Source organism: Pinirhizobacter sp., assembly GCF_035317885.1.
Taxonomy (GTDB): domain Bacteria; phylum Pseudomonadota; class Gammaproteobacteria; order Xanthomonadales; family Rhodanobacteraceae; genus Pinirhizobacter.
Window position 1 is genome coordinate 1 of record NZ_DATHFX010000360.1, and the last position, 2,490, is coordinate 2,490.

General features: G+C 66.7%; 3 protein-coding genes. All 3 read left to right on the forward strand.

Going from position 1 to position 2,490, the window contains the following annotated elements:
- Positions 1 to 1,254 (forward strand): lytic transglycosylase domain-containing protein (locus VK519_RS11885; RefSeq protein ID WP_324350026.1); only part of this gene is annotated, 1,254 nt, incomplete at its 5' end.
- Positions 1,255 to 1,305: 51 nt separating this feature from the next.
- Positions 1,306 to 2,241, forward strand: coding sequence for a complex I NDUFA9 subunit family protein (locus VK519_RS11890; protein WP_324350027.1), 936 nt, complete (start codon positions 1,306 to 1,308; stop codon positions 2,239 to 2,241).
- Positions 2,241 to 2,490, forward strand: a 250-nt coding sequence (locus tag VK519_RS11895) for a nucleotidyltransferase family protein (protein WP_524538992.1), incomplete at its 3' end; no start/stop codon positions are given. The genes VK519_RS11890 and VK519_RS11895, both read left to right, overlap by 1 nt.

Sequence of the window (2,490 nt, forward strand, 5' to 3'; positions counted from 1 at the left end):
GCCACCGATTTCGACGAGCAGGCGCTTGATCGCCTTACCGCCCTGCCCCCTGGTGCGCAGAGCGACGGCACTCGTGAGTGGCGCGTACGCGTGGCGCTGTCACGACAGGAATGGCCCGCGGCGCTGGCGGCACTGGACGCGCTCAGCACGACGCAGAAGCAGGACGGCGAGTGGCGCTATTACCGTGCGCGCACGCTCGAAGCGCTCAACCGCCACGATGAAGCCCAGTCGCTCTGGCGTACGCTGGCGCAGGAACCGACCTTCTTCGGTTTCCTTTCCGCCGATCGCATCGAGGCGCCCTACGCCATCTGCCCATCGCAGCTGGCCACCGACACCGCGCGCGAGGACGCCTTGCTGACCCTTCCGGGCCTGCGCCGTGCGTTCGAGCTGTATGCCGTGGGCATGCAGAAGGAAGGTCGGCGCGAGTGGACACAGGCGTTGGCGGGCAGCGACACGCAGACATTGCGGCTGGCAGCGGACCTGGCCTACCGCAACGGCTGGTACGACCGCGCGGTATTTGGCCTTAGCTCGGGCGAGGCGCTACGCCTTTACGAACAGCGTTTCCCGCTGGCAAGCCAGGATGGCGTGGTCACACAATCGCAGCAGGCCGGCGTCGAACCCGCATGGGCCTACGGCATCATCCGCGCCGAGAGCGCGTGGATGTCCGACGCGCGCTCGAGCGCCGATGCGCGCGGCCTGATGCAGCTGTTGCCGGGAACCGCCTCAATCGTGGCCAGCAAGAGCGGCCTGCCCTGGGCGGGCGGTGAAAGCCTGTACGACGGTCCCACCAATATCCAGCTTGGCACGCGGTATCTCGCGCAGATGGCCGCGCGCTACAACGGCGCCCCGTGGCTGGCGAGCGCCGCCTACAACGCCGGGCCGAACAAGCTGGACCAGTGGCTGGGCCAGCGCGGCTCGCTACCTCCGGACCTCTTCATCGCCAGCATTCCCTACAAGGAAACCCGCGAGTACGTGGCCCGCGTGATGGCTTTCTCGGTGATCTACGACTGGCGCCTCAATGGCAGCCGCGTGGTGTCGATGGAAACACGCATCACGCCGATCGGGACCAACTACGTGCTGCCCACCGATGGCAGCGCGCACAAGGAAGTGGCGTGTCCGGCGGTACCGGCGCCCGCAGCAGCCACGCCCGCGGCCACGCCGGCAGCAGCAACCACGCCAGCACCGGCAGCCAAGCCGGCGCCCGCAGCGTCCGCAGGCGATCTGCCGGCATCGGATAAGGAGCGTGGCACGTGATCATGTTTGAAGTGGATACCTCCCGTCGTTACACGTAACCTAGGGCACGCCATGAGCCAATCGATCGTCATCCTCGGCGGTACCGGTTTCGTCGGCAGCCACCTCGTGCCTCGCCTTGTGCGTTCGGGCCATGAGGTCACCCTGCTTTCCCGCAACCGGGAAAAGCGTCGCGACAGCGGCGTGATCCCGGGTGTGCAGGTGCGCACGACCGACGTGTTCGACCGTCGCGCGCTGGAGCAGCATTTCGCCAGCGCCGACACCGTGGTCAACATGGTCGGCATCCTCACCCCGCACGGCCGCGATACCTTCCAGCGGGTCCATGTGGACCTGACCGCCACGGTGATCCAGGCCTGCCGGGATGCCGGCGTGCGCCGCCTGCACCAGATGAGTTCGCTCAAGGCCGGCCAGGGCGAATCGCAATACCTGAAAAGCCGTGGTGCCGCCGAGGCCCTGGTGAAGGCCTCGGGCCTGGACTGGACCATCTACGAGCCGTCGGTGATCTTTGGCCCTGGCGACGGGCTTGTCACGCGTTTCGCCAAGCTGCTCCGGCTGGCGCCCGTGCTGCCACTGGCACGCCCGCACGCAAAGATGGCGCCGGTGTTCGTCGGCGACGTGGTCGAGGCCATCGCGCGCTGCGTGGACAACCGCGACATTTCCTCGTCGCGGGTATTCGAGCTGTATGGGCCGCAGGTGTTGGAGTTGAAGCAGATCGTTTCTGAAATACGCGACGTAGCCGGTTACAAGCGGGCGGTGCTTGGGTTGCCCGATGCACTGGGACGGCTACAAGCGCAGGTGGCGCAACTGGTGCCCGGCAAGCCGTTCACTGTCGACAACTTCCTTTCGCTGAAAACCGATTCGGTCGGCAAGGTCGATGGCCTGGCCGCGCTGGGGATCAACTCCGCCGCGTTCAGCCCGTTCCTGCCGCTGCTGCTGGACAAGGACGAGCGCCAACGCCGCCTGGACAACGCGCGAGGCATGCGCCGCTGATGCAGATCTACCTCGTCGGCGGCGCTGTCCGCGATCGCCTGCTGGGCCGCGACAAGGCCGACCGCGACTACGTGGTGGTGGGCGCCACGCCCGAACAGATGGTGGCCGAAGGCTATCGCCCGGTGGGCAAGGATTTTCCGGTATTCCTGCATGGGGAAAGCCATGAGGAATATGCATTGGCGCGGACCGAGCGCAAGACTGGTCGTGGCTACCAGGGGTTTGCCGTGCATGCGGATCCGTCGGTGACAC

What these genes read in the sequence shown, in the direction of transcription:
- VK519_RS11890 (WP_324350027.1), top strand. Translation starts at nt 1,306, where the DNA reads ATGAGCCAATCGATCGTCATCCTCGGCGGTACCGGTTTCGTCGGCAGC.